Genomic DNA, 23,989 nt, shown 5'->3' on the forward strand with positions numbered 1-23,989 from the left:
AGGTTTCAATGATCGCTTACTTCCAGACCGGTTCGATGGCTCGCTTGGATCGAGTTGGACAAGGCGTTCGCGCTGTGGGGTGGACCGCCGCTGGTGCTGCGGATGGACAACGGACCGGAGTTCGTATCCACTGTGCTGCAATCGGTATTCCGTCCTCGGAACGCTCCTGAATGACGGAATTCACGGGTGTCGCGGCCCCGCTACTCCGGCAATACCCCGGAGCCGCGTAGACACGCAACCTCGTTCTCGGAAAATCCGAGCTCGGCGAGAACATCATCGGTGTCGGCGCCGCGGTGGCGAGGGCCGAATCGCACCGAACCGGGGGACTCGGACAGCTTTACCGGTACGCCGACGCCTCGGTACCCGTCGCATTCGATCACCATTTTTCGGTGCCGCACCTGGGGAAGGTTGAGTGCCTCCCCGACGTTGTTCACGGCCCCCGAGGGAACACCGGCCAGTCGAAGTGCGGTGGCCAGGGCCTCGCGCTGCCAACCGCCGATGAGTCCGCCGAGGACCTTCCGCAGCTGTACTGCGTTCGCCATACGATCGGTATTCGTCCTGAACCGCGGGTCCTCGGCGAGCCCGGGCGCGTCCAACGCCTTGGCGAGCGAGCGGAATTGCCGGTCGTTGCCGGCACCAATGAAGAACGGTCCGTCACTGCAGACGAACGTCTCGTAAGGACAGATGGTGGGATGGGCGACGCCGGTGCGTTCCGGCGCGACGCCGGTAGCGAACCATTTGCCGGCGTGTGGGTGCAGGATCGACACCGCGCTGTCGAGCAGCGCGAGGTCGACAAGCTGCCCGCGCCCGGTCTCTCGCCGCACGTGCAGCGCCATGAGGATGCCGTTCATTGCATTGAGGCCGGTGATGATATCCACCAGCGGGATCCCGATCCGCATCGCCTCGCCGTCAGCTTCGCCGTTGATACTCATCAGCCCGGACAGTGCCTGAAGCACTGCGTCGTAGCCGGGCGCGCCACCAAGCGGCCCGTCGGTGCCGTACCCGGTGATCCGGCAGTGTATGAGGCGCGGGAACTCCGCGGCGAGTACGTCGTCGCCCAGGCCCCACCTCTCGAGCGTCCCGGCCTTGAAATTCTCGATCACGACGTCGGCCTCGGCGAGCATTCGGCGCAGGAGTTGCTGTCCTTCCTCGATTCGTAGGTCGACGCTGATGTTGCGCTTGTTGCGGTTGAGCCCGTCGAAGTACGTGCTGTGGTTTTCTCTGACGAACGGCGGGCCCCAACCGCGGGTTTCGTCGCCAGCTGGTGGCTCTACTTTCGTTACGTCCGCACCGTGGTCGGCGAGCATCTGCCCGCACAGTGGTCCGGCGAGCACCCGCGACAGGTCGACGACGCGAATGTCTGTGAGCGCGCCAGTCCGCGGAGGCAGCGCGGCTGAATTGGAAGAGGCGTCCCAGGCGTCGGCCGAAAGGGCGTTGATTGTCGAGTTGGTCATGGCTGCTCATTCTGGTGGGTATTGACGGGGTCGGGCCGGCCGAGGGGGAAGGTAAATCATGAAGCCTCTAGGCATCCAATTGAACAGGGAGTGGGGTCGGAAGGCTCCGAGGCGACTAGACATAGATGGACCTGTATTCAAGATAGTAATCCAGCGCCTCAGGGCCGAATTCCCGCCCAATTCCGCTGTGCTTCACGCCACCGAAGGGGGAGCCCATGTCTATCGAAAAATAATTGATCCCCATTGTGCCAGATCTGATACGTGACGCGATATCTAGGCCATGCTCGTGATCCTCAGTAAAGACGACCCCGCCCAAACCGAAGACGGTGTCATTTGCGATACGAACGGCCTCATCCTCCGACCCGTACGGGATAACGGAGATGACAGGACCGAATATCTCCTCCTGTGCCAGTCGACTGTCATTGTCCACGCCTCCAAAAATAGTAGGCGAAACAAACCACCCTCGCGTCAGCCCATCAGGCGGCTCGGCGCCGCCACGGACAAGCTGGAATCCCTCAGACTCCCCGAGCCGGATATAGTTTCTAACTCGCTCTCGGTGTTGATCGCTCACCATAGGGCCCAAAGTGACCGCGTCGTCAAGTGGGTCCCCCATCGCCAGATCATCCACGTAGGCAGCCAGGACATCTAGAACTTCCCGGGAACGACCGTGGGGAACCAAGATACGGGAGTTTGTGGTGCACGTCTGTCCCCCGTTCTTGAACACAGCGTCGTCCAGGCTCCTAGCGAAGACATCCAGATCCGCATCAGAGAGCACAACGGCCGCCGACTTGCCACCGAGCTCGAGCGATACCCTTTTGAGGGACCGGCCTGCCGCCTCGCCTATCGCCTGCCCTGCAGCCGTTGACCCGGTAAATGCAATCTTGTCCACACCCGGATGGGCCACAAGGGCCTCGCCCGCGCGAACGCCACCAGCAACAATGTTGAGGACTCCAGGCGGCAGACCTGCATCTTCCGCCGCTTCCCCGAGCACGTAGGCGTCAAGCGCAGTTTCGGGGGCTGGTTTCAAAACGATAGTGCACCCAGCGGCGAGAGCAGGAGCGATCTTGGCCATAGCCAGCAACTGAGGATAGTTCCACGCAACGATTGCACCAACAACACCGACTGGCTCTTGCCGCACAATGGTGTGCCCCTTCTTGCTGGGGCGGCGAGTCTCAAAAGTCCGTGCCTCGGCGAGCTCAGCCATCGAACGCAGTATCGCTACCGGGGCCGCAGCGTTACTGATAATCGATAAAGGCCTAATCATGCCATTCTGCTGACTGACCAAGCGCGCGGTGGATTCTCCTCGGCGCTCGAGGCTATCGGCGAACCGCCGCATAGTCTCGGCCCGTTCGTGCGGGGTGGAACGCCCCCAGGGGCCGTTGTCGAGTGCCGCCCGCGCGGCCAAAACAGCTTCGTCAATCTCCGAAGAACCACCCATTGCGGCAACGCCCAGCGGCCGCTCGGTTGCTGCTTCTACAATAGTAAATAATTCTGGGTCGACAGCCTCTCGCCACTGCCCGTTAATATAAAACTGTCTGCGGTCGGCGCCACCGGCTGGGGGCATAATGTAACCTCTCTGAAGTGGTTATATACCTTGTCTTCCAAGGTTGCTTACGAAAGACGATTACGGTCAATACGCTGCCGCAGCCAAAACGAAGGGCAAAGCGCTGGAGCGTCTACAGTCGAAGCGAATGACTAGATGACTGCTCGGCACCGTACCGATCGGGCCGTCTCGGGCCCGATCGAACTCCGTACGGACGACCCACATCTAGGGAGATCAGGCCGGCCTACTGTGCGACGCCACGTCGATTCACCTGCGCGGTGCGGACGGTGCCTTGTGACTTACCTTCACCGAACTGCTCGAGAGTGGTCGCATTGCAAAACATGTACAGCACATCCAGGTCTGATCCGCCGAACGTGCACGCAACAGCCCAGGCGTCAGGCACGAGAACGGAATCGGTGATCTCGCCGTTCTCCTCAACGCGATAGAAGCCGCTCTCCGGACCGTTGGTCAGGCCATTGCCGAACCAGACGCCACCTTCGGTGTCCAGTGCAATCCCGTCAGGGTGCATGCTCTCGTCGAGTTGTGCCCACACTCGGAAATTAGTCAAGGAACCATCGGCGTTTACGTCAAAAGCATCAATCCGGTGACCGAAAGTCTCTGCGAGGAGCAAAGTTCGACCGTCCGCACTAAGAGCAGCTCCGTTCGGGAATATCGCATCGCCTTCAACTCTGCTTACGTTGCCCTCGGGTGTTACGTGGGCCAAAGTTGTTGCCTTCGGATCCTCAGCCCCGAGGTCAAAGCCAAAGTTACCAATGTAGGCATGTCCGGACGGCGATACCAGCATGTCGTTTGCCATTCCGCGGGCGATATGCGCGATATCGGCGTACTCGCTGACGGATCCGTCGGACGCGATTCGCACAACTTTCTTCTTCGTCGGATCCAAGAGGACCACTAAGACCGATCCATCCTGTAGGAAACCGAGCCCAGACGGTGACTCTTCGAGCGTCGCGAATGCAGTGTGGCTGCCGTCCTCTTCGAAATGTAGGACGTGCTTGCCAAAAAAGTCGCTGGCCCATAGTCGACCATCGTGCCAGCGTGGTGCTTCGAGGTAGCCATGCCCACTGGATATTGTCTGCAGTGAATGGTTCTTCATTGCCTGCCCTTTCGGTGGTAGATATGGCGATTGCAGCTTCGGGTTAACGCATCCTAGGCGCTAGTCACGCCTCAAATTGCACTACGGTGTATTTCGCCGCGAACTTGGAGAGCAGCTCCTTTGCGCGAATATGAGCAGGATGCACGTCGTACTCGGCATAGCCTGTTGGATCATGAAACGCAGCGGAAATCCCGTAGTCGCTGCTCACGTCGCGCGAACTGATGTCTCTTCCATGAGCGTAGGCATGTAGCAGTTCTGTACATTCGGCGGACAGCTGATCAAGCGCAATTGCGAAAGCCGATATATTCGAGTCATCGATCGACCGGGTCCATGATATAGCGACCAAGTGATGAAAAGTCATGACACGGTCAGCCCATCGGTATATCCGGACTCCTTTTCCTTCTGCCAGAACTGCAAGTATGTCGGCACGCCGTTTAGATACTGCAGCATCTGCATTTTCTTGCCCGGAATGTTGCCCCCGTTGTACCAAGACTTCGCCCGATTGAATAGCGCCGTGTCGTCGGTCTCGTTGATGTGCGCGGTCCAAGCTTTGTCCGCTTCAACTGTCGATTCGAAACGGGTGAGTCCGTTTGTCCGAAGAAATTCGAAAAAGTCGACCATGACCTCGCCCTGAAGCTCGGCGTTCGTGGACCCGTTCGCAAATGCAGCAGGACTCTGGGGACCGTAGACGAAAATGGCGTTCGGGAACCCGGCTGTGACTGCTCCGAGGTACGCGTCTACGCCCTGGCTCCATTTGTCACGTAAAGTGACGCCATTCGCGTTCTGAACGTCGATCGAGGTTAGTGCGCCGGTGTTGTTGTTGAAGCCTGTGGCGAGAACGATAATGTCAAACTCGCCGTGCTCGACTCCGTCGGCTGTGCGAATCCCAGTTTCGGTGAATCCGACGATCGGGGTCTCTTTGGTGGAGACAAGAGCGACGTTCGTCTGATTCATCACCTCATAATAGTTTTGATGGAGGGCCGGCCGCTTGGCTCCGAAGGGATGAGGGGCGATTTCTGGGACCAACAGCTCTGCTTTGACTGGGTCTTTGATCTGGGGCTTGATCTTGTTCTTCCAGAACTCATATGTCAGCGCATTTGTTTCGTCATTGAATAGATAGTCCGAGAAATTTCCCAGCCAGAATGCGAATCCGCCCTGATTCCATAGGCGCTCAAAGACAGCATTGCGCTCGTCCTCTGGGGTTTCGACACCGCTCCGGGGGTCAAAGTCGTAGTCGATCGCTGCGTGGGTTTCGCGACATTTCGCGGCAACATGGGGCATTTTGCTCTTGAGGGCAGCTTGTTCCTCATCATCCAAGTACTTCTGTTGCATAGGCAACGAAATATTCGGAGTGCGCTGGAAAACCGTGAGGTTTTCGACTACTGGGCCTGCTTCCTGCACTACCTGAACAGCGCTTGCGCCAGTTCCGATAATCGCGACGCGCTTTCCCGTCATGTCCAGATCGGAACGCCATCGGGCGGTATGAACCAGTTCTCCTTGGTACGTATCCATATCTGGGATGGATGGTGTGTAGGGTTCCGTGGTCGACCCTGTCGCGAACACCACAAACCTTGCCCGGAAAGTGGCTCCGTCCTGTGTTTCGAGGTTCCACATCCGCTGCTCTTCGTCGAACGTCGCGCCCACGACCTTAGTGTTGAATCGACTGTCCTTGCTCAGGTCCAGTTTGGAATCAACATAATTGAAATAGCTACGCATTTCCTCATGATCGGGGTACATCTGCGAGAAGTCCCAATCCTTCCAGAGGTATTCGTCAGTGAACTGATATACCGGTGCGTGGCTGTCCACCCTTGCTCCCGGATAGCGATTGAGACTCCATGCCCCGCCGAAACCGCCACTGGCTTCAAGGAGGATCACAGAGAATCCCCGGTCCCGAAGATGGCGTAGCTGATAGATGCCACCGAAACCACCACCGACAACGATGACGTCATAGGTAGGTGTTTCTGCAGACTGTGCCGGGTCGTTCTTTGGAGCGTGGATTGCGGTCATCGATTTGGACCTTTCGAACGCTGAGATGGGGCAGGGTTGCCGCTCGCTGTAGCCCTCTGATCAGAGGTGATTAGAGGGCCGAACGAGCTGGAGGGGAGCGAGACCTGGAACCTGTGTGACTGCGACCGAGTCTCGCTTGGGATGTGGTGTACACCATAGGCTTCAGGCTTCAAGTCCGCAACTAAAGAGAATAATTCATAATTACGTAAAACACGGGCGCTTCAGTAGTGTTTCGCTGCGTTGGCCGCGCGGTGCGGGCGGGCGATGGCTGGAGCGGCGAGCACGATGGTCGGGTACGCCTCGATCGACTCGCGGGTGCGGTGGAAGACCGGTCAGGCCTCCAGTTCGGACTTGGCGAGGCGGAAGAACTGCTCGACTGTCTGCAGGTTGTGATAGGCGGCCACGACCGCCTTTCCGACCATCGAGGTCGGCTCGATGTCGGTGACGTAGCCCTTGTGGCCGGCGGACTGGCGGGCCCGCTCGATTGATGCCTCATCCAGGATGACGCTCTGTCCGGTGACCTCGACGGATCGTTACCTTCGTAGTGGTTCTGCCCGGTCGCCTACGCGCTGGGTGCGGTCGATCTGCGCGTTAGTGGTGCGCCGGTCGCGTTGGGCGCGCTGCCACTTCAGTGCCACACCACCCTGCGGTCGCGCCGGTCAGGGCCCTGGCCCATCGAGCGGGTCGGCTCCGCGGTGTCACCTTCGGCGATAGTGTTACCGCAGCGGCCGAAGTGATCCTCGAGTTCCTTGGGGGCCTTGGAGTTTCGGGAGGCGACGATGAACGACAGCCCCGCGGGTTGGCGTTGATCGTGTTTTGGGGGGGTGCCTGGACGCCGATGTCTTGGAGCGCCCGGTCGTGTCGAGTTTGCTATTCGGCTCGATCAGTCGGGCGCACACTAGTCTAGCGACTTTGAATGTCTCATCGCCGATCTCATCGAACCCCAGCGCCTAGTGCGTCCCGGCCAGGTCGGCCCACAGGACCTCGCTGGAGTGCGAGCGCACCACCGCATCCCCGCCCGCGCGGACCTGCGACTCCGTGCTCGACTAACCTGCGGCTCGCCTCGCCCCGCGCGTTCTTCGCCGCACCGGGAACGACCCCAGTGGCACGAAGCTCTCCTGTTGCGGGAGTCCCAGCACCAGCCGTTGGAGTCACTGCTCTCGAGCTGTCGGCCGCTCTGTGGGCGCTCGCGCATCACACCGAGGTTCACCGTGAGGCGCTGGCGGCGTTCGCGGGCAAACGCGCCAACAAGTATCAGGGGCGTTGACACGGGAGATCGCGTTCGTCCTACATCTGTGAGAACGTTCGTGCACTCGGCATTTGCACGGAGTCGCGCGCCTAGAGGTCAGCGAAAGCCCCACTCCTCGGCGTGCCGGAGACATATCTCAGCGAGCTCGTCGCGTCGCTCTATGATCGTCTCGCGAACGCCGACCACACCGAGTGTGGCGATGGTTCGGCCGCGTTCCCGGAGAGCCACCGACACGCCGTCACCGCGTTCGACAGCCACGCCCGGGGCTGCACACACGCCGGTGGCCCGTAGTGCCTCTAGGGCGTAGAGGAACTGCTCGATGTAATCGGCGTCGGCCACTGGGCGGGAGTTGAGGTAGGCCCAGATGTCGCGCTGCTCGCGGTCGGCCAGTAGCAGCCACCCCGCGGACGTGCGCAGCAGGGAGCGCCGCAGGCGGTTCTCTGCCAGGTACGCGTACTCCGGTTCAGAGGAGACGTGGTCAACGTAGAACAGGTCGTCGCCCACCGAGGTGGACAGCGCGATGGTCAGTCCGGCCTCGGCGTGCACTTGCTGGAGTTGTTCGTGACTTATCGACGTGACAGGGGGGCGTCCGGCGATGACGTTGAGCAGGTAGGGAGCTGTACCGAGGGTGTAGATACGGTCGCGCTCGTCGAGGTAGCCGACGGCGACGAGACCGTTGAGCAGCCCATGCACCGAACTCACCGGGGCGTTGAGAGCCTTTGCCACGGCTGTGAGGGTGAGACCGGCACCGGACCGGGCGACGAGTTCGAGGATTGCCGCGACCCGGTCGATCATGCGATGGCGGGGGCGCTCGGGGACCTGCTCGAAAGGTACGGCTCCGGCGGCCGGAGAAGTTTCCGTCATTGCGAAAGCGTAGCAACGGCCTCCGCGCTCAACAGATAGCGTATATACGTAATCTGCTTCACTATTGTGTATCTAGGGTGTTTCTGTGACACTTGCCAAGTGATGCGGGGCGTCCTCCGCGGCAGGGCGACCCCGCGGTCTGGACTGACCCTTGATCTGACTGTGCGCACTCTCCGAACAGCGGCACCGTCGACCCCCGATCGCCCGGGCGCCGCCCGGGCAGGACTCATCAGGAGGCCCCATGAGTTCGACTCTCGCGCCACCGACCACGGTGGCGACCGATGAGATGAACGCCCTGCGTGCCGAAGTGCGCGCGTTTCTCGCCGAGGAGGTCGACGCCGGGCGGCTCATACCCTGGATCGACACCTGGCTCACCCGCTGGGACGAGGACTTCACCCGACGCCTCGCCGAACGCGGCTGGGTCGGGATGACGATCCCCACTGAGTTCGGTGGCCGCGGCCGAACCCACCTCGAGCGCTTCGTCGTCACCGAGGAACTGCTCTCCGTGGGCGCCCCTGTCGCCGCGCAGTGGGTCGCCGACCGACAGATCGCCCCGTCCCTGCTTCGCTACGGTACCGAGGAGCAGAAGCACGAGTACCTGCCCCGCATCGCCGCCGGCGAGTGCTGCTTCGGCATCGGCATGTCCGAACCGGACTCCGGCTCCGACCTGGCCAGTGTCCGCACCAAGGGCGTTCAGGTCGACGGCGGCTGGCGGATCACCGGGACCAAGGTGTGGACCTCCGGGGCCCAGCACGCGGAGGCCTTCATCGCGCTGTGCCGCACCGAACCGCTCGACACCTCGTACCGTCACGCGGGTCTGAGTCAGTTCATCGTCGACCTGCGCAGCGAGGGCGTCACCATCCGGCCGATCGTCTCCCTCTCGGGGGATCACCACTTCAACGAGGTCGTGCTCGAGGACGTTTTCGTGGCGGACTCAATGGTCTTCGGCACCCTCGGAAACGGTTGGGAACAGGTCAACTCCGAGCTCGCCTTCGAGCGCAGCGGCCCTGAACGGTTCCTCTCCTCGTTCCGCCTGCTCGCCGCGGAGATCGGTGCGATCTCCACCGGAGCCCTGCCCGAGCGCAGCGACCTCGGCCGGACCGTGGCCCGGATGGCCGGACTGCACAACCTCAGCCAGAACATCGCCGGCGCGCTGCAGCGCGGTGAACCCGCCGACACCCCGGCAGCCCTCGTCAAGCTGCTCGGCACCGCCACCGAGGGTGACATCGTCGACACCGTCTCCACCCGGCTCGGCGACGAGCTTGCACCCGGTTTCGCCGGCACGAACGGCACCGCCGCGGTCGCCGAGATCCACGGCCTGCTGCGCGCGGGCCTCCACCAGCGCCCGGGCTTCACGCTCCGCGGCGGCACCAACGAGATTCTGCGCGGCGTCATCGCGCGGGGACTGGGGATGCGCTGATGACCACCGCCACGACCGTCGACCTCTCCGTCGACGAGGACCTGCAGACGATGCTCTCCGACGTCGTCTCCGGGTTCTCGGGCCCCGACGTCCGGCACGACGCCGACGCCGTGTGGTCGACTCTGCGGGAGGTCGGCGTCGCCCGGCTCACCGCACCCGAGGACGCCGGGGGCAGCGGAGCCGGGTGGGCCGAAGCCGCCGCGCTCCTGCGCACCGCGGCTGCCGCCGGTGTGGCCGTCCCGTACGCCGAGACTGACCTGCTGGCCGGGCCGCTCCGGCGCGCCGCCGGGATCGACGACTCGTCCGACTCCACCGCCACCGTCGCGCTGCTCGATTCCTCGGGGACCGCGCACGGTGTCCCGTGGGCCGGTGCCACCGCCACCGTCGTGTGCGTGCGCCCCGCCGGCGATACCCACGAGCTCGCGGACGTGCCAACCGACCGGTTGACGATCACTACCATTGAGGGCATCTCGGCAGTGCCGACCGGCTCTGTCACCGTCGGTGAGGGCATCTCCTGGTCACCCGTATCCGCCGCGGCCGTCGAGGCGTACGTCCTGCGCGGCGCGCTCGCCCGCGCACTGCAGTGCGTCGGCGCGATGGACGGCATGCTCGCCTCGGCGATTGAGCACACCACCGCCCGCAGCCAGTTCGGTCGCGCCCTGGCGAAATTCCAGTCCGTGCAGAACCTCGTCGTCGACATCGCCGCCGAGTTTGTGCTGGCCCGCGCTGCCGTGGACACCGCGCTCGCCGACGCCCTCACCGACGACCTCGACGGCGAGCTGTCCCAGTTCCGCGTTGCGGTCGCGCGCAGCGTCGTTTCGCAGGCCCTGGCCGTGGCGGTGCGCAACGTCCACCAGGTGCACGGCGCGATCGGGACCACCCACGAGCACACCCTGCACCGGGTCACCCTTCCCGCCCTGCAGTGGCGCGGCGAGTTCGGAGCACCGGCGTTCTGGGAGGGGTTCCTCTCCCGCGCGGCCATTCTCGGCGGCATGGACGGTGCGTGGCCGATAGTCGCCGAGGGCGCCCGCGTCGAGGACGCCGCGAGCCGGTACCTCGACGCCGTGATCGCAAGGTCCGTGTCATGAAAACGGAACCGCCACGATCTCTTCCGCAGCCGAGCCTTCAGCTCCCTACTCGAGGCCGAACACAGAAGCCGACCACAGGCCGACACCCTCACACCTCCGCCCACACCGAACCGATCCACCACCGCGGCAGCCGCGACATCGATCGCCGACACCACGTCACCACACCCGGTGCCGGGGTTGCCTTCGGGATCTGCACATCGACCCCCGCGGACACGGCGACAGCGGGCTTACACGTCGAAGATCAACGACACGCCGATCAGTGGGAAAACCTCAGGCAGCAGCACGAAACTCCGGCCCACAATCCTGCGGGTACCTCCCGCTCGCGGGGGCGGATCTCGCGTTCTCCGGCGGTGGTGACGCCGATCGCGACATAGAAAGGCCGGTTGGCGACCTGACCGTCGCGGATCTTGACGTGGATGGCATCGACGAACATGACGGGATACCCGCGGCCACGGTCACCGACCTGACCGAGACGATCAGTACCCGAGTTCACGCATACCGCGATCTCCGGAAGCCGTGACGCTCGGCGGTCGTCACCGGTGTAGCCCGGCCGTGGTGGTCAGCGGCCGCACGGGGTACTGGGGACATGTCGTGCCGGTTCTGTGAGCCCGCGGGGGTCATAGTGGAACGTGATGTGAACACGACGAAAGGAAGATCGTGGACCATAGCGCGCTGTTGACCGACGCCTTCGATCGCATTCAGGAGACCGTGCATTCCACGCTTGCCGATCTCCCCGCCGACGCCCTCACGTTTCGGGTGGACGCGAAGGCGAACACGATCGCCTGGCTGATCTGGCATCTGACGCGAGTGCAGGACGACCACGTCGCCGGTGTCGCGGGCACCGCGCAGGTGTGGACGTCCGGCGGGTGGGTGGAGCGCCTCGACCTCCCGTTCCCGGTTGCCGACATCGGCTACGGGCACTCCGCGGACGAGGTCGCGAAGGTGCGGACCGGCACCGACCTCCTGCGGGAGTATCACGATGCCGTACACGACCGCACCGTCGACTACGTCCAGACGATCGGGCCGGACGACCTCGACCGGATCGTCGACGAGAACTGGGATCCGCCAGTCACTCTCGGTGTCCGGTTGATCAGCGTCGTCTCCGACGATCTGCAGCATGCCGGGCAGGCGGCGTACGTCCGCGGCATCTACGAGCGCCGCTGAACCCGCGACGACGTCTCGTTGGCGGCGAGCCACGCCTCCACTCGCCGCCGGGAGCGTCGGCCGACGCGTTCGCGGACGGCCGGACTCACTCGGGCCGCACCGTGCAGCGTCCCGTTCCGCACCAGCGCCAGCGGAGCGAACCAGGCGGGCACGACCGGCAACCCGAGTTCTCGCATGCCGCGCTTGCCGGAGAACATCCGCTGGATGCTGAGCAGGCGCTGGCGGTTGAGCCGGCGGCGCAGGGACTGTGCGTGCGGGTAGTGGAACGTGGCCCACGACTTCTGCAGTGAGTCGGCCAGCACCCTCGAGTTCTCGTCGGGGCCGGGAGCGAACATCCCGATCTGGCACATGGTGCGGCGTCCGGTGTTCTCGTCGTCGACCAGCCAGTGCTCGTCGATGCCCATCAGCCAGCCGATGTACCGCCACAGATGCATGACGTCGCGGCCCTCGTCGGCGGAGACCCACACCCCCAGCGATCGAAGTCCGACGAGGAACGTCGTCGAGAAGAGGGCGAGCGTCCCGGCCTGATCCGACTGGTTGATCGGCATGCCCCAGTCGGACACGTCCCAGCTCTCGTCCTGCAGCAGGGTCAGATTGACGAACGCGTGCATCAACCGCACGTGGACGGACAACTGCCAGCCCCGGCGGTCGCGATCCATGCCGCCGGGCAGGACACACTCGTACCACCACCGAACGGTCTCGGCCACGCGCTGACCGGCGCCCTCCCCGACCAGCCTGCCGGTGGCCACGAGTTGGCGGGAGGTGGCGGCGCTGCGGTAGCCGTTCATGAGGGAACCGGTCGCGAGCAGGTCGAGTCCGGTCATGCCGCTGCGGAGGCAGACGGCGGCCCCGTGCTCGAGGCGGCGGTCGTCGACCCACGACGGCCGACTGTCCACTGCGTCGAAGAAGGCGACCAGCGGCGTCGCGGCGTCGGGCACGCTGTCGATGCCGTCGGAGAGTGCCCGGGAGAACTGGGCCATCGTCACGGTCTTGTCGACGAGGACGGCCCGCGCCAGTGCGGCACCGATCTCGTCCTGACGGACCACCGCACGGGCGTGAAGTTCCCGCTCCGCCGGGGTGGGCGTCGGGTCGCCGTGCACGAATCGCGACAGCGTCCGCATCGAGCGGCGACCCCACTCCGAGTCCATGTCGAACCGCCGCGGCGGCGTGAAGTCGGAGAAGCCGGGCGCCGACTCCCGGGACTGGGTTTCTGTCATTGCGGTGCACTCGATTCGGTAGTCGAGAAGGGGGCGTCTTTGTGCCTCAGCCCCCGGTGGAGGGGCTGTGAGTTACAGTTCACCCCACCTGATCGGACGGGTACAAGTCGCATTGTGAGGCAGATCGGGAGGGTTCAGCGAATGGGCACTGGCCAGCGGAAAGACCCCTCCCAGCAGCGGTCGCAGGAGACGGTCGCGCGCATCCTGTCGGCAACTGGTCAGGTTTTGCGGGCCAAGGGGTACACCGGCTGCAGCACGAACGCCATCGCGGAGGCCGCCGGCATCTCGAAGGGATCGGTGTACCAGTACTTCGCGAACAAGGACGAGATCATCGAGGTCCTGATCGACAAGATCATGGAAGAAACCACCGCCACGTTCGGGACGCAGCTCGAGCAGGCCGTCGCGAAGGGCACGTTCCTGAAGGACGCGGCGCTTCAGTCCCAGCTTCTCGCCGTCTTGGACAGGTATCGCGACATCCTCGGTTCGCTGCTCAACGACGCGCCGCACCTGGCCCTCACCGCTCACCGTTCGGTCCGCATCGAGGAACGGTGCCGCGACCTGTTGCGTACGTATGTGACGTTGAATCCGTCCGCGATCGGTCCGGGGGTCGACCTCGACGCGCTGCTGCTGGTGCTCACCGTCAGTTACCGGGAGGTGAGCCTCGAATACCTCCGCCGCGACCTCCGCGACCGGCGAAACGAGCTGGCCACCGTCCTCTACGACATGACGATGGGCGGCCTCGCCGGGCACGCGACACGCGCGGTGTAACGCGGAGGGGGCTTCGGGAGAAATACCTAGTGAGCCCATGGCGCTGTCGGACCCCGACCCGGCAGCGTCAGGGGCCTTCTTTTTGCGTTCCTACCGCCGCCGCTCGGTCGGCGACCCGGCACCTCCAGCCACACGACCCTTTCGAGCGCACGCAGATCGCTCTCGATCCGCCGGAACAACTGGTACACGGCGATGAAGGCGAAGATGCCGCCCAGACACAGCGCGCGCACCGTCGCGTTCACGGCGTCGCCGGTGGTTCCACCGACGAAGCTGAGTCCGGCGACCCCGATCAACGGGACGGCCGCCGCGACGGCGAGGTACCGCGGCATGCTTCGGCCGAGGGCCCGGATGTTGCGGCCGTCGCTTCCGCGCAACTCGCCGTGCGACAGCAGGATCGGGTAGAGGCACCGCACCGCGTAGAACGTCAGGATGAAGAAGGGGTAGGCGAGCGCGACCGCCCCGCACACGGCGAGGGACGCGAGGAGTTGCGTGTATGCGCCCAACGAAATCCCGCCGGCGGTGATCTCCAGGGCGACCGGGTAGGCGACGCCGGCGACGACCCACAACCCGAAGCTGACCACGACCGCGCGATGGCCGAGTCCGAGCGTCGTGGCTCGTGCCTTCTCCAGCACCTCGGAACTGTAGGTTCTGCCGTTTCGGAGACCTCGCGGCACCGTGAGCGCGAGTCGACACCAGTAGACGATGAGCACTGCGCCCAGCGGAAATGCGATCCCGCCGATCACCAGGTGCACGAACTCGAGATCCTGCTGCGCCTCGACGGGCAGCGTCGCGATGATCAGCACTTTGTTGTAGTAGTAGTTGTATCCGGCTGCCAGTAGGTTCGGCATGCCGACGGCGGCGATCACGATCGGAAGCGCCCACCGCCACATCGTGGACCGCACGCTTCCCGGTGCCGGGTCGACGAGATCGCGGGCGTGCGGGTCGAGGCACAGCGCGAACTGCCGCGTCAGCTTCCGGCCGCTCGACCACCGGTCGTCGCGGTCGGGCGCGAGCGATTTCACCAGGATGCGCCGCAGTGCGGCGGGACAGTCCTCGGGAAGCGCGGATCGTTCCGGGTCCACGCCCCGGCGTCGGGACTCGAGAAGAGCCTGAGGCGTCGGCGGTGACGTGGTCCCGTCGTCGTCCGGGAAGGGCCGCGCCCCGGTCAGCAGTTCCCACAGCATGACGCCCAACGCGAAGATGTCGCTGCGGGTGTCGAGGTCGGAGGCGGTCCGGTGGATGCTCGGGTCGATCACCTCGAGCTGTTCGGGCGACATGTAGGCGACGGATCCGCCGATGAATCCGCCGGCTCCGCGATTCTCGACGCTGTCGCTCGAACTGACGTTGAAATCGGCCAGTTTGGGGATTCCTTCGAGCCCCAGCAGCACGTTCGCCGGTTTGATGTCGCGGTGCAGGACGCCGTGCTTTCGGGCGTCGTCGAGCGCGTCGGCGAGCCGCAACCCGATCCACGCGACCGTCTCCGGCCACGACAGCGCGGCGATCTCGTCTCGAACACTCGAATACTCGGGCCGGATCTCGCCTCTCTCCTCAAGGATCCGGTCGACCGAATCGAGCAGCAGCTGTCCGGATCGCTGCTCCGGCGGGGTCTTGCGGACCAGCCGCACCACGTCGAGGAGCGTGCCGCCGGGCACATATTCCATGAACAGCACCCGCAGCCGGCGGTCCTCCAGCACCCGCTGGTCGTAGACGCGGACGATGTACGGGTGGTCGAGCTGCGCCAGGGTCTGCGGCTCGTTGCCGATGTTCCGGGAGATCTTCAACGCCACCCACCGCTGCATCGAACGCTGCCGTGCGAGGAACACCCGCGCGAACGCGCCGTGACCGAGTTCCATCATCAGGTCGAAATCGTCGAGGCGCTCACCGACGTCGAGGTCGTCGCCCGGACCGAGTTCCGCGGTGATGGTCCTCCGGTCCATGCGGCGGTCGTGTTCGAGGAGGGTCTCGAACCGGGCCGCCTGGTGCGGATACTCGGCGACGTACTCGGCGGGATCGACGTCGGCGCCACTCTGACGGCGGACCCGGTACTCCAGATAGACGAGTTCCGGTGGCAGTGGTTCCGCGAGCAGCTCCGGGAATTCGAGGCAGTAGTCGGCGATGCGCTTCGGGCTCCCCGACCGCAGCCACCGGTAGTCGAGGTCGACCTTGATCAGCTCGATCAGCGCGGCCCGCCTGATAGCAGCCGTGTCGGGGAGATATTCGGTGAGCTCGGCCGGCGAACCGGAAGACTCCCAATCCGCGACCAGGCGCTCGACCCCGCTTTCCACGACGAACACCGATTCGGCGCCCGACGTCGTCGACAGCGGCAGCTGGGTGTCCTGACCCAGTTCGGCGGGCGGCCCAGACGCGACCGTCGAATCACTCGGCGGGCGATCGTTCATGGCGGTCCGATTCCGGGCGGTGCGGATTCCGGGAGGTGCATGGGGGTGTACTTGCCAGGGTATTCCTGACGGTGCGCGAAGGGTACGGAACAACGGGCCGGCCTTCCCGGGTTCCCGGCGGGTCCGGAACCAGTGCGAGGGGTGTTCACCCTATGGCGAGCGATGATGTGGTCCTTGGTACCTCCACGAACTGAACGGGCAGGTAGTCACGCTCGAGGGCCCTTCATCACCTCTGATTCCGCCCCGAGCATCTCGATGGAGCCCCGCTCCACCAAGTCACATTCACGACGGAACGGACCAGAACTGAGAGGTTTGCGTGTGGAGTCAGGCGCTGTGTGCGTAGTCAGTTCGCTCCGGTCGCTGCGGTAGAACTGCGCGTCAGCGGAGGCGGAGCGTGCAGAGAGCGCTTGGCGTGTGCGAGTGAGCGCTGTGCGGCGGCGGTGACGGCTTCGGCGGTGAAGCCGAACTCGCGGAACAGGGTCTTGTGGTCGGCGGAGGCGCCGAAATGCTCGATGGAGATGATCTCCCCTGCGTCACCGACGAAGCGGTACCACGGCATGGAGATGCCGGCCTCGACGGCGACCCGCGCCTTGACCGTCGGGGGGAGCACACCGTCGCGGTAGGCCTGGTCCTGGGCGTCGAACCACTCGACGCAGGGCATGGACACGACCCGGGTGGGGATGCCGTCGGCCTCGAGGGCCTCGCGGGCGGCGACCGCCAGCTGCAGCTCGGAGCCGGTGCCGATCAGCACGACCTCCGGTGCCCCCGTGGACGCGTCGGCGAGGACGTACCCGCCGCGGGAGACACCCTCGTAGCTGGTGCCCTCGAGGACCGGCAGGTCCTGGCGGGTCAGGGCGAGACCGGCGGGAGCGCGGGTGGCCTCGTCGGCGCCCTTTTCGAGGACGGCGCGCCACGCGTGCGCGGTCTCGTTGGCGTCGCCGGGCCGCACGACGTACAGGCCGGGGATCGCGCGCAGCGCGGCGAGGTGCTCGATCGGCTGGTGGGTGGGACCGTCCTCGCCGAGTCCGATGGAGTCGTGCGTCCACACGTAGGTGACCGCGGTCTTCATGATCGCGGCCAGCCGCACGGCGGGACGCATGTAGTCGCTGAAGACGAGGAACGTGCCGCCGTAGGGGCGGGTCGGCCCGTGCAGGGCGATGCCGTTGAGGATCGAGCCCATCGCGTGTTCGCGGACCCCGAAGTGCAGGGTGCGACCGTACGGCTGGGCGTTCCACATGCTGGTGGAAATGGACTTGGGACCGAACGAGTCGGCGCCCTTGATGGTGGTGTTGTTGCTCTCCGCGAGGTCGGCGGAGCCACCCCACAGCTCGGGCAGCACCGGTCCGACGGCGTTCAGCACGGCGGCGGACGCCTTACGGGTGGCGAGACCCTTCGCATCGGGCTCCCACGTCGGGAGGACGTCGGCCCAGCAGGCGGGCAGGTCGCGCCCGATCAGGCGGTCGAGCAGCTTCTTGCCCTCGGGGGCGCGCTGCGTCCACTCGTCGTACTGGGCCTGCCATTCCTTGTGCGCCTGCGCGCCGCGCTCGACGACCTTGCGGGTGTGCGCGATGACGTCGTCGGCGACCTCGAACGTCTTGTCCGGATCGAAACCGAGCGCCTTCTTCACGGCCGCGACCTCGTCGGCACCGAGGGCGGCGCCGTGCGCCGCGCCCGTGTTCATCTTGGTCGGGGCGGGGAAGCCGATGATCGTGCGGAGCAGGATCAGCGACGGCTTGTCGGTGACCTCGCGGGCCTTGTTCAGGGCCTCTTCGATGGCGACGACGTTCTCGCCGCCCTCGACGATCTGCACGTGCCAGCCGTACGCCTCGTAGCGGGCGGCGGTGTCCTCGGACAGCGCGATGGCGGTGTCGTCCTCGATGGAGATCTTGTTGTCGTCGTAGATCAGCGTCAGGTTGCCGAGCTGCTGCACACCGGCGATCGACGACGCCTCGGAGGTGACGCCCTCCTCGATGTCGCCGTCGGAGGCGATCACGTAGATGTGGTGATCGAACGGGCTCTCGCCGAGCGCGGGCTCGGGGTCGAACAGGCCGCGCTCACGGCGGGCGGCCATGGCCATGCCGACGGCGGAGGCCAGACCCTGACCCAGCGGACCGGTGGTGATCTCGACGCCGCGGGTGTGGCCGTGCTCGGGGTGGCCGGGGGTCTTCGAGCCCCAGGTGCGCAGCGCTTCCAGGTCTTCCAGTTCGAGCCCGTAGCCGGCGAGGTACAGCTGGATGTAGAGGGTGAGGCTGGAGTGTCCACAGGACAGCACGAACCGGTCGCGGCCGATCCAGTCGGCGTCCGTGGGATCGTGACGCATGACGCGCTGGAAGAGGGTGTAGGCGAGGGGAGCGAGGCTCATGGCCGTGCCGGGGTGGCCGTTGCCCACCTTCTGCACTGCATCGGCGGCGAGCACCCGGATGGTGTCGACGGCCTTGGTGTCCAGTTCGGTCCAGTCGGCGGGATGAACCGGTTGCGTGAGGACGTGGATGTCGTCTGTGATCGACACGGGCAGAAGTCTCCTATTGCGGGGTGGGAAATATGGGCACTCGATCGCGGCCGGTGCCGGGACTGATTCTGGCCGTCCATTTCTCGACGGGCGGTCTGGACTATGTGTAGGAGTAGAATCCCTGGCCGGTCTTCTCAGTCAGACGACCGGCATCGACCATGCGGTGTAACAACGGCGGCGGGCTGTGCTGGCATTGCTGTCGAGTCGTCCAGACTTGACGGCACGGGCGAGGGACGACTGGGTACGGTCCGTTGCGGCATTGGCCGAGGTGATGTCGCGCTCGAAAATGGTCGCTGAAACACCGGCTCGTGCAACTACTTCCGCCATCCCTTCCCCATTATTCCGCCGCCGATGACGCCCACCTTCTTCACGTGATCTCCTTGGGCATCAGGCTGGTCGAGCGACTGGATCGGCTCTCGGGCAGAGTAGTTGGGTGCCCGGTGAAAAGTCGTACGGCGGCGCACCAGGCGATGGCGAACGGCCCGGGTGAGTGGTGGGAATTTCCAGCCACATCGTAGGGCCGAACACCTGGTGCGCCGCAGACGGTCATCACACTGTCTATGGCTGGACGTGTGTGGTGACGGTCACCGCGGTGTCTGGCTGGACGGTGCGGTGACGGGTTGGGGTGAGTTAGCCGAGCCTGCGAAGCCGGGGTGCCAGGTCACGCTCGAACAACTCGAGGAAGCGCTTCTGATCGTGACCGGGAGCGTGGAAGACCAGATGGTTCAGCCCTGCGTCGATGTAGGGCTTGATCGCCTCGACCACTTCGTCCGGGTCGGCGCCCACGATCCACCGCTTCGCGACCTGCTCGATGGGGAGCGCATCCGCGGCGGCCTCCATCTCGATCGGGTCGGTGATGTCATGTTTCTGCTCGGGTGTCAGGGACAGCGGCGCCCAGAATCGGGTGTTCTCCAGTGCCTGTGCGGGATCGGTGTCGTAGGAAATCTTGATCTCGATCAGACGATCGATGTCCTCGAGCTTCCGTTCGGCCTTCTGTGCGCCCTCGGCGACGGCTGGCATCAACTTGTCGTTGTAGAGCTCCATGCCCTTACCGGAGGTACAGATGAATCCGTCACCTGCACGACCGGCGTAGCGGGCGACGACCGGACCGCCTGCCGCGATGTACACCGGAAGGCCCTCTACGGGAACGTCATAGATCGAGGCCCCGGTGGCGCGGTAGTACTGACCTTCGAAGTCGACCCGGCCACCCTTCCACAGTTCGCGCATGAGTTGCACGGATTCGCGCAGGCGGGCAAAGCGTTCCTTGAAATCGGGCCAATCGCCTTCGAACCCCGTCGCGATCTCGTTGAGCGCCTCACCGGTGCCGACCCCGAGCATCACCCGTCCGGGATAGAGCAAGCCCATCGTGGCGAACGCCTGAGCGATGACTGCGGGGTTGTACCGGAATGTCGGTGTCAGAACCGAAGTGCCGAGCTGGATCCTCGTGGTCCGCTCACCGACGGCCGTCATCCACGCCAGGGAGAACGGGGCGTGGCCACCCTTGTGCCGCCACGGCTGGAAGTGGTCGCTCACCATGGCGCTGTCGAGTCCATGACTTTCGGCGAGCACTGAGAGTTCGACCAGTTCACGTGGGCCGAACTGTTCCGCCGACGCCTTGTACCCGAGCTTGAGTTCTGCGGTCATGTGCGTTTCCTGCTTTTCTGTGTGTGTACGAAGTGGGTCGTCAGCCGTGGAAGTCCACCGCGGAGTACTCACGGAGTTTGTTCAGACTGTGTCGTCCGTCGATCATCCGGACCGTGCCGGACTTTGATCGCATGACGATCGACTGGGTGGTGGCTCCGCCGGCGGCGTATCGCACCCCGCGGAGCAGGTCACCGTCGGTGACACCCGTCGCGCAGAAGAACACGTTGTCTCCGGAAACGAGATCCTCTGTATGAAGCACCCGGTCGAGGTTGTGGCCCGCGTCGATCGCTCGCCGGCGTTCGGCATCGTTGGTGGGGGCGAGCCGGCCCTGGATCGCGCCTCCCATGCATCGCAGTGCCGCTGCTGCGATCACGCCCTCGGGGGTGCCGCCGATCCCCAGCAGCATGTCCGGTGCCGAACGTGGATCCGCGGCTGCGATGGCACCGGCGACGTCTCCGTCCGCCAGCAGTTGGACCCTGGCTCCGGCGTCTCGCACGGTATTGATGAGGTCGCCGTGGCGGAGCCGGTCGAGTACGGCCACTGTCACGTCCGAGACCGACGACTTCTTCGCTCGTGCCACACGTCGGATGTTCTCGTGGACCGGCGCGGTGATGTCGATGACGTCGGCGGCATCGGGACCGACTGCGATCTTCTCCATGTAGAACACCGCGGACGGATCGAACATCGTTCCGCGCTCGGATACCGCGAGCACGGCGATGGCATTGGACATTCCCTTGGACATCATCGTCGTGCCGTCCACCGGGTCGACCGCGACATCGCACTCGGGACCGTCACCGGTGCCGACGCACTCGCCGTTGTAGAGCATGGGGGCGTTGTCCTTCTCGCCCTCGCCGATCACGACGACTCCGCGCATGGTCACGGAGTTGATGAGCTGCCGGATTGCGTCGACTGCGGCGCCGTCGCCGCCGATCTTGTCGCCCCGTCCCACCCAGCGTCCAGCGGCCATCGCGGCTGCTTCCGTTACACGGACCAGTTCGAGGGCGAGATTGCGGTCCGGCTTCTCCCGGCGGCTCACTGTCATCGGGCCGCTGCCTTCACCTGATCGAGTGCAGCGTCTGCCCTGCTCGTGGAGTGTCCACCGAACTGATTCCGCAGGGCGGAGATCGCTTTCATCGACGGTGAGGTCTCTTGCCTGCTGGCGAACCGGGCGAAAAGTGCAGCCGAGATGACCGGTACCGGAACGGCATTGCGGATGGCCTCTTCGACGGTCCACCGGCCTTCTCCGGAGTCTTGGGTCCAGCCGGAGATCCCGGACAGCTCGGGATCGTCTTTGAGGGCGCGCACGAGGAGGTCGAGGAGCCACGATCGCACCACGGTGCCACGGCTCCAGGCCTCGATCACTGCCGGGACGTTCTCGACGAGTTCCGTGGCCTCGAGCAGCTCGAAGCCCTCAGCGTACGCCTGCATGAGGCCGTACTCGATTCCGTTGTGCACCATTTTTGAATAGTGGCCTGCTCCAATGGGTCCCGCGTGTACAAATCCTTCGCCACGCGGGCCTTCCGGGCGGAGGGCGTCGAAGAGCGGCATCGCCCTGTCGACGTGTTCCTCGGATCCGCCCACCATCAACGCGTAGCCGTTCTCGAGACCCCAGATTCCACCGGACACACCGCAGTCGATGTACCCGATCCCTCGCGCGTCGAGCGCCTTCGCGTGGTGGATGTCCTCGCTGAAGCGGGAGTTGCCTCCTTCGATGACGAGGTCGCCCGGAGAAAGCGCCTGTGACAGGTGCGTGATCGTCTCCTGCGTCGGCACACCCGCCGGAACCATCACCCAGACGATGCGCGGTGGGGGAAGTGCCTCGACGAGCGCGTCGATGGACGAGACGTCGGAGCTGTTGACGTGCGGGTCGTAACCGAGAACTTCGGTGCCCGAACGGCGGAGCCGTTCGCACATGTTGAAGCCCATCTTTCCCAGCCCGATAAGCCCGATCTGCATAGCGTGGAGCCTTTCCGAATCGACAGAGCACAACCGGTGGGGGAGGCCGAGCCCCGTGGGCACGCGTGCTCGCCCCCCCGTGGGTGTGTCAGTTCTGGTTGTCCCCGAAGATGGCCTTCACCTCGAGGAAGTCCTCCAAACCGAACTTGCCGAATTCACGCCCGTTGCCGGACTGCTTGTATCCACCGAACGGCGCATTGGCGGCCAGCGGGGCACCGTTGAGGTGCACCATTCCGGTCCGCATCCGCCGAGCGACCTTCCGAGCACGTTCGGGGTTTCCGGAAGACACCATGCCGGCGAGCCCGTATTGCGTGTCGTTGGCGATGCGCACCGCGTCGTCCTCGTCTTCGTAGCCGATGAACATCATCACAGGCCCGAAGATCTCCTCCTGCGCGATCGTCATGTCATTGGTGACGTCGGCGAAGACGGTGGGCTTGACGAAGTAACCCTCCTGCAGCCCGTCCGGGCGGCCGGTGCCACCGACGACGAGCGTGCCGCCCTCGTCGATGCCCTTTTGGATGAGTCCCTGGATCTTGTCGAACTGTGCCTGCGACACCACGGGACCGACGGTCGTGCCCTCCGCATCCGGAGCTCCGACGACGATGGTGGCCGCGGCCTTCTTCGCGATCTCCACAGCCTCGTCCATGCGATCAGTGGGGATGAGGATGCGGGATCCGGCGTTGCAGGACTGGCCCGAGTTCACCACCATGCCGGTGACGTCGCGAGTGATGACGTCTTCGAAGTCGGCGTCGTCGAGCACGATGTTCGCCGACTTGCCGCCGAGTTCCTGGGCGACGCGCTTGACCGTCGGGGCCGCGTTCTTGGCGACCTCGATGCCGGCCCGCGTCGACCCGGTGAACGAGACCATGTCGACTTCGGGGTGCGCGGACAGTGCCGTTCCCACGGTCAGGCCATCACCGTTGACGAGGTTGAAGACGCCTGCGGGAACACCGGCTTCGTCCAGGATCTCGGCGAAGATGATTGCGTTGAGGGGCGCGATCTCCGACGGTTTGAGCACCATCGTGCATCCGGCTGCCAGGGCGGGTGCCACCTTGGCGACGATCTGGTTGAGCGGCCAGTTCCATGGGGTGATGAAGGCGCAGACGCCGACCGGCTCGCGCACCACGGTCGTGGTGTCGATCTTTTCCTCGAACGTGAAGTTCTCGAGGGCGTCGAGCGTCGCCATGAAGTGCCCGAGACCTGCCGGTGCCTGAGCGGCCTCCGCGAGGCCGGTGGGCGCTCCCATCTCGCTGGTGACGGCGGCCGCGAGGTCCTTCATACGCCGCTTGTACACCTCGATGATCTTCTCCAGCAGGGCGATGCGCTCGGCCGGGGTGGTCGACGCGAAGCTGTCGAACGCCGTGCGTGCGGCGGTGACTGCGAGGTCAACGTCCTGTTCGTTGCCCATCGCGATGGTGGCGATCGGCTTCTCCGTCGCCGGGTTGATCACCTCGAGCGTCTTCGAGCCGATCGGGCCTACCCAGGCGCCGCCGATGTAGAACTTCTGAGTGTGGTCCATTATTTTCCTCCGTCGAAGCGTTGGTGGTGCTGAAAAGTGCTGGGGCCAAGCGATTGATCTCGAAAATGTGCGAT

At 64.8% G+C, this 23,989-nt stretch carries 17 protein-coding genes and 3 pseudogenes; 4 read left to right on the plus strand and 16 right to left on the minus strand.

The annotated features are described in order from the left end of the window. Positions 1-200: 200 nt before the first annotated feature. From JWS13_RS28250 to JWS13_RS28275, 7 genes and pseudogenes are all read right to left on the minus strand, one after another. Entirely contained in the window at positions 201-1,454 is a 1,254-nt protein-coding gene (locus JWS13_RS28250) for a CaiB/BaiF CoA transferase family protein (RefSeq protein WP_206008728.1), read from the minus strand. Positions 1,455-1,569: 115 nt separating this feature from the next. Beyond that, positions 1,570-3,018: an aldehyde dehydrogenase gene (locus tag JWS13_RS28255; RefSeq protein WP_206008730.1), complete on the minus strand. Its 1,449-nt coding sequence runs from the start codon at positions 3,016-3,018 to the stop codon at positions 1,570-1,572. Between the two features lie 223 nt (positions 3,019-3,241). Beyond that, positions 3,242-4,111, minus strand: coding sequence for an SMP-30/gluconolactonase/LRE family protein (locus JWS13_RS28260; RefSeq protein WP_206008732.1), 870 nt, complete (start codon positions 4,109-4,111; stop codon positions 3,242-3,244). 64 nt (positions 4,112-4,175) lie between these two features. Next, complete coding sequence (locus tag JWS13_RS28265) at positions 4,176-4,472, minus strand: Dabb family protein (RefSeq protein WP_083849750.1); 297 nt, start codon at positions 4,470-4,472, stop codon at positions 4,176-4,178. After that, positions 4,469-6,118: a flavin-containing monooxygenase gene (locus tag JWS13_RS28270; RefSeq protein WP_206008734.1), complete on the minus strand. Its 1,650-nt coding sequence runs from the start codon at positions 6,116-6,118 to the stop codon at positions 4,469-4,471. Before JWS13_RS28270 ends, JWS13_RS28265 begins: the two co-directional genes overlap by 4 nt. Before the next feature lie 257 nt (positions 6,119-6,375). Further along, positions 6,376-6,920, minus strand: a pseudogene (locus tag JWS13_RS46500) (IS1634 family transposase); the annotation flags it as partial. A 543-nt stretch (positions 6,921-7,463) separates the two neighbouring features. Then, complete coding sequence (locus JWS13_RS28275; protein WP_087556177.1) at positions 7,464-8,231, minus strand: IclR family transcriptional regulator; 768 nt, start codon at positions 8,229-8,231, stop codon at positions 7,464-7,466. A gap of 241 nt (positions 8,232-8,472) precedes the next feature. On the opposite strand from JWS13_RS28275, the gene JWS13_RS28280 reads away from it, so the two are divergent. Then, positions 8,473-9,651 carry an acyl-CoA dehydrogenase family protein gene (locus JWS13_RS28280; protein WP_206008739.1) on the plus strand — a complete coding sequence of 393 codons (1,179 nt, stop codon included), beginning with the start codon at positions 8,473-8,475 and terminating at the stop codon, positions 9,649-9,651. Beyond that, positions 9,651-10,739 (plus strand): acyl-CoA dehydrogenase family protein, encoded by a 1,089-nt coding sequence (locus JWS13_RS28285; RefSeq protein WP_206008740.1) that lies wholly within the window; start codon positions 9,651-9,653, stop codon positions 10,737-10,739. The genes JWS13_RS28280 and JWS13_RS28285 overlap by 1 nt, the downstream gene beginning before the upstream one ends. 289 nt (positions 10,740-11,028) lie before the next feature. Here the strand turns inward: JWS13_RS28285 and JWS13_RS28290 are convergent. Then, positions 11,029-11,181 (minus strand): annotated as a pseudogene (locus JWS13_RS28290) (transposase); the annotation flags it as partial. 215 nt (positions 11,182-11,396) lie between these two features. Between JWS13_RS28290 and JWS13_RS28295 the strand changes: the two are divergent. Beyond that, positions 11,397-11,903, plus strand: a complete 507-nt coding sequence (locus tag JWS13_RS28295) for a mycothiol transferase (RefSeq protein ID WP_206008741.1) — start codon at positions 11,397-11,399, stop codon at positions 11,901-11,903. Here the strand turns inward: JWS13_RS28295 and JWS13_RS28300 are convergent. Next, complete coding sequence (locus JWS13_RS28300) at positions 11,888-13,120, minus strand: oxygenase MpaB family protein (RefSeq protein ID WP_206008742.1); 1,233 nt, start codon at positions 13,118-13,120, stop codon at positions 11,888-11,890. The two genes, JWS13_RS28295 and JWS13_RS28300, sit on opposite strands and share 16 nt — an antisense overlap. Before the next feature lie 141 nt (positions 13,121-13,261). Between JWS13_RS28300 and JWS13_RS28305 the strand changes: the two genes are divergently transcribed. Continuing rightward, the gene (locus JWS13_RS28305) at positions 13,262-13,888 is read left to right on the plus strand and encodes a TetR/AcrR family transcriptional regulator (protein ID WP_206008743.1); all 627 of its coding nucleotides are present in this window, start codon (positions 13,262-13,264) and stop codon (positions 13,886-13,888) included. Positions 13,889-13,914: 26 nt separating this feature from the next. Here JWS13_RS28305 and JWS13_RS28310 read toward each other — a convergent pair whose 3' ends face one another. The 7 genes and pseudogenes from JWS13_RS28310 to JWS13_RS28345 form a co-directional block, all read right to left on the minus strand. Next, entirely contained in the window at positions 13,915-16,287 is a 2,373-nt protein-coding gene (locus tag JWS13_RS28310; RefSeq protein ID WP_206008744.1) for a serine/threonine-protein kinase, read from the minus strand. A 343-nt stretch (positions 16,288-16,630) separates the two neighbouring features. Continuing rightward, complete coding sequence (gene tkt, locus JWS13_RS28315) at positions 16,631-18,796, minus strand: transketolase (RefSeq protein ID WP_206008745.1); 2,166 nt, start codon at positions 18,794-18,796, stop codon at positions 16,631-16,633. Positions 18,797-18,896: 100 nt separating this feature from the next. Next, positions 18,897-18,980: pseudogene (locus tag JWS13_RS28320) on the minus strand (3-hydroxyacyl-CoA dehydrogenase family protein); the annotation flags it as partial. A 446-nt stretch (positions 18,981-19,426) separates the two neighbouring features. Next, positions 19,427-20,440, minus strand: a complete 1,014-nt coding sequence (fgd, locus tag JWS13_RS28330; RefSeq protein ID WP_206008746.1) for a glucose-6-phosphate dehydrogenase (coenzyme-F420) — start codon at positions 20,438-20,440, stop codon at positions 19,427-19,429. A 40-nt stretch (positions 20,441-20,480) separates the two neighbouring features. Continuing rightward, the gene (glpX, locus tag JWS13_RS28335; protein WP_144288611.1) at positions 20,481-21,482 is read right to left on the minus strand and encodes a class II fructose-bisphosphatase; all 1,002 of its coding nucleotides are present in this window, start codon (positions 21,480-21,482) and stop codon (positions 20,481-20,483) included. Continuing rightward, positions 21,479-22,429, minus strand: coding sequence for a phosphogluconate dehydrogenase (NAD(+)-dependent, decarboxylating) (gene gnd / locus JWS13_RS28340; protein ID WP_259375295.1), 951 nt, complete (start codon positions 22,427-22,429; stop codon positions 21,479-21,481). The genes glpX and gnd overlap by 4 nt, the downstream gene beginning before the upstream one ends. A gap of 55 nt (positions 22,430-22,484) precedes the next feature. After that, on the minus strand, positions 22,485-23,915 hold the full coding sequence (locus JWS13_RS28345; protein ID WP_206008748.1) for an aldehyde dehydrogenase family protein: 1,431 nt from the start codon (positions 23,913-23,915) through the stop codon (positions 22,485-22,487). Between the last annotated feature and the right edge of the window lie 74 nt (positions 23,916-23,989).

It is taken from the genome of Rhodococcus pseudokoreensis (assembly GCF_017068395.1).
GTDB lineage: Bacteria > Actinomycetota > Actinomycetes > Mycobacteriales > Mycobacteriaceae > Rhodococcus_F > Rhodococcus_F pseudokoreensis.

Bases quoted from the DNA above. Each gene is read 5' to 3' on its own strand.
- JWS13_RS28250 (WP_206008728.1), bottom strand. From the start codon at position 1,454: ATGACCAACTCGACAATCAACGCCCTTTCGGCCGACGCCTGGGACGCC.
- JWS13_RS28255 (WP_206008730.1), bottom strand. From the start codon at position 3,018: ATGCCCCCAGCCGGTGGCGCCGACCGCAGACAGTTTTATATTAACGGG.
- JWS13_RS28260 (WP_206008732.1), bottom strand. From the start codon at position 4,111: ATGAAGAACCATTCACTGCAGACAATATCCAGTGGGCATGGCTACCTC.
- JWS13_RS28265 (WP_083849750.1), bottom strand. From the start codon at position 4,472: ATGACTTTTCATCACTTGGTCGCTATATCATGGACCCGGTCGATCGAT.
- JWS13_RS28270 (WP_206008734.1), bottom strand. From the start codon at position 6,118: ATGACCGCAATCCACGCTCCAAAGAACGACCCGGCACAGTCTGCAGAA.
- JWS13_RS28275 (WP_087556177.1), bottom strand. From the start codon at position 8,231: ATGACGGAAACTTCTCCGGCCGCCGGAGCCGTACCTTTCGAGCAGGTC.
- JWS13_RS28280 (WP_206008739.1), top strand. From the start codon at position 8,473: ATGAGTTCGACTCTCGCGCCACCGACCACGGTGGCGACCGATGAGATG.
- JWS13_RS28285 (WP_206008740.1), top strand. From the start codon at position 9,651: ATGACCACCGCCACGACCGTCGACCTCTCCGTCGACGAGGACCTGCAG.
- JWS13_RS28300 (WP_206008742.1), bottom strand. From the start codon at position 13,120: ATGACAGAAACCCAGTCCCGGGAGTCGGCGCCCGGCTTCTCCGACTTC.
- JWS13_RS28305 (WP_206008743.1), top strand. From the start codon at position 13,262: ATGGGCACTGGCCAGCGGAAAGACCCCTCCCAGCAGCGGTCGCAGGAG.
- JWS13_RS28310 (WP_206008744.1), bottom strand. From the start codon at position 16,287: ATGAACGATCGCCCGCCGAGTGATTCGACGGTCGCGTCTGGGCCGCCC.
- fgd (WP_206008746.1), bottom strand. From the start codon at position 20,440: ATGACCGCAGAACTCAAGCTCGGGTACAAGGCGTCGGCGGAACAGTTC.
- glpX (WP_144288611.1), bottom strand. From the start codon at position 21,482: ATGACAGTGAGCCGCCGGGAGAAGCCGGACCGCAATCTCGCCCTCGAA.
- JWS13_RS28345 (WP_206008748.1), bottom strand. From the start codon at position 23,915: ATGGACCACACTCAGAAGTTCTACATCGGCGGCGCCTGGGTAGGCCCG.